Annotated in this window: 3 protein-coding genes; 2 read left to right on the forward strand and 1 reads right to left on the reverse strand. The window is 45.8% G+C overall.

What is annotated here, in order from left to right; genetic code table 11:
- On the reverse strand, nucleotides 1-345 hold a 345-nt coding region (locus OP495_RS17195; RefSeq protein ID WP_280570968.1), incomplete at its 3' end, for a hypothetical protein.
- Between the two features lie 152 nt (nucleotides 346-497).
- Between OP495_RS17195 and OP495_RS17200 the strand changes: the two genes are divergently transcribed.
- Nucleotides 498-1,952 (forward strand): hypothetical protein, encoded by a 1,455-nt coding sequence (locus OP495_RS17200; RefSeq protein ID WP_227369342.1) that lies wholly within the window; start codon nucleotides 498-500, stop codon nucleotides 1,950-1,952.
- 52 nt (nucleotides 1,953-2,004) lie between these two features.
- Nucleotides 2,005-2,202 carry an AlpA family transcriptional regulator gene (locus OP495_RS17205; protein WP_227369343.1) on the forward strand — a complete coding sequence of 66 codons (198 nt, stop codon included), beginning with the start codon at nucleotides 2,005-2,007 and terminating at the stop codon, nucleotides 2,200-2,202.
- The last annotated feature ends 226 nt before the right edge of the window (nucleotides 2,203-2,428 follow it).

The following is a 2,428-nucleotide window of genomic DNA, read 5'->3' on the forward strand; positions in this document are numbered from 1 at the left end:
AAGTACCTGTGTTTTTGACTGATTGTTTCTTTTGGCGATTTTTTCCAAGCTTTTTGCAACATTGTTAGGGAGCTGAAAGCTTACTTGTTTTCCGTTTCGTTCGCGGTATTTTTTTTGGTTCCAGGCATTCCGCATCTCTTTTGTTAATTCTCGGTATCTAGCATCATGCTGATTATTGTATAGGAGGTTAATTATGTTAAATGGGTTGGCGTGGAAGGAGTCTCCAAATAATGCCGCAGACAGGTTTTTCTTGGAGATATAGCTGGTTATCCAATAGCTCTGTTCTGGAGATTCTGTGTCTATCCAGGAAAATAGGGAGTTTTGGCTTAAGTTTGAATCTTCCATTTGTGACCTTTATAGGGACGCTGAATGCCATCTATATGGATACCATAAGGGGGTACGCTTATCAATCACTAGTACGCATACTAGTGATTGGTTGGTAGGTGGCTAGGGTTTATTTCGGATGTAAAATGCCAGAGCTATGATACACTGCGCTCATGGATACGCGTTTGCTCTGCCATACAGACCCTGATTTAGGCCCCGAAGCGCGCTGGCTTCTTCTTCAGTGGTCAAGGGTTACAGGACTTGATCAGGCGCTGACGTGCCCGCTCCAAGACCTTTATTGCCTCTTGGGTATAACGACACGGCAGGCCAAGCCGGCTCTTGAGTGGTTAAAAAGACATGGCTACCTAATATATGAGTCCGTTCGCCATGGTAGAGGACGCCCTTTGTCGAGCCACCGCATTGCACTGGGTTTCCGTAACCGTTTAGATGAAACGCCGCCACCTGATACTCCTCATCAGCCCGTGATAGAGGCTCTTTGTTCTCATGCCATGGTCTGCAGAGCATCGACTCAGGAAAAAGCCAGCAACCTAATGACAGGGGCGGATCGAGCTAAAAAATTGGCTCCTGCTACCTATTGGCTTCTAGCCGTTCTTTTGGCTCATGCAGAGACACCAGGGATTGTCAGAGGCCTGAGTTATGGACATCTTCAAGCAGTCACCGGGATGACACGGGAAAGGCTGAAAAGTCAGCTATCCAAGCTCAAGAAGCTCGGGGTCATTGCTAGGCATCAACCGGGCATGCTGCTTAGCAAAGAGGGTGTTCGCATGCGTTCCGTGTACTTTATTGACCTCACGCACTCACTCTTGCTTGGTGACGCCTCCCTCGGCCTAACAGTCACGTATCTCCCCGCAAGACGTCCAGGAGATTCCAATTTTATTTCGGGGATATATGAGGCCGCCTTCGTTGTGAGTTATTTAGCGGAAAACTTTGACACAATGCATAAAAACATCAAGAAAGCATGTGCACCGAAAGGGGGCGCAGAAAGCCTAGAGGAATTAAAAAGACTTGTATCACTTGAAGCACGCTATAGCAGCGCGTACCAAGAGCTTAGAATGAATGCTATGTCTCTTCTTCCCTCAGGAAAAGCGGTGTTACCAGCAAAGGCTGATCTGCTAAGAGCTGATAAATTAGGTATGGGGCCGATCCTTAAGGCGCATATATATAGCTATGCCATGATGCTGCTTTCTAACTACTGGCGAGATATTGAGGGTTCTCGAAGAAAACCCAGTTCTCCTATCGATTCGGTGATGGAGGCAATAAGTTATGACCTTTATTATGTTCTAGGCGTGGAGGGTGAAAATGTTGAACCTCACTCAAATAGCTCTTTATGCAGATGTGTTTATGATTTGTCTCATCACTTGGCGGTCCAATTGCAGCATGACTTGCGGGTTGCAGAGCATCAGAAAGATTCTGATTTTCGCCTTGCTGATGCAGTTTTCTCGATATGCTGCTTTAGTAATGAGGGGGAAGAAAGGTGGCAAATAAAATCTCGCTTTCTTCCTTCTGATGGAGTTTTTCGTTTACATACACAGCTTTTGGCTGGCGAGTGGGTTGACCTTTCATTGCCAGAAGAACTGAAGCTTTTGGTAAAAGAAGGCGGAGTATGACGTAAAAAATACTAGATGGCTACATCTCATGAGGAACTGACAGGAGTTCAGCATGAGTATGAAGCTAATCCGTATCAAAGACGTCATGGACCGTACTGGGCTTGCTAGGTCTACGATCTACAAATATATCAGCGAGGGAAAATTTCCAAGGCCAATAAAACTTGGTGCTCGAGCTGTGGCATGGGTTGAAACCGAGATAGATGGCTGGATTCAGGCCAGCATCGAAGAGAGGAATGAAGAAGTCTTTTAGTGTGCATCGGTGCAGTTTACTGGTTTAATGTAAGAGTAAAAAATCGACCGCTTTTTACTCTCATCATCACATGCTGCCTGAAGTGTTGAGAACTAAGTCAGTATTTTCGACCCTTGTTTAATTATTATTTATCTACCCTCCCTGTTAAATAAAGCATGGGGCCTCAAGGCCCGTACCTAACTTAGCAAGGGGCGAAACAGGGGAATACCCACACATGGCCCTATGG

This window comes from Chromohalobacter sp. 296-RDG, from assembly GCF_029889885.1.
Classification (GTDB): Bacteria; Pseudomonadota; Gammaproteobacteria; order Pseudomonadales; family Halomonadaceae; genus Chromohalobacter.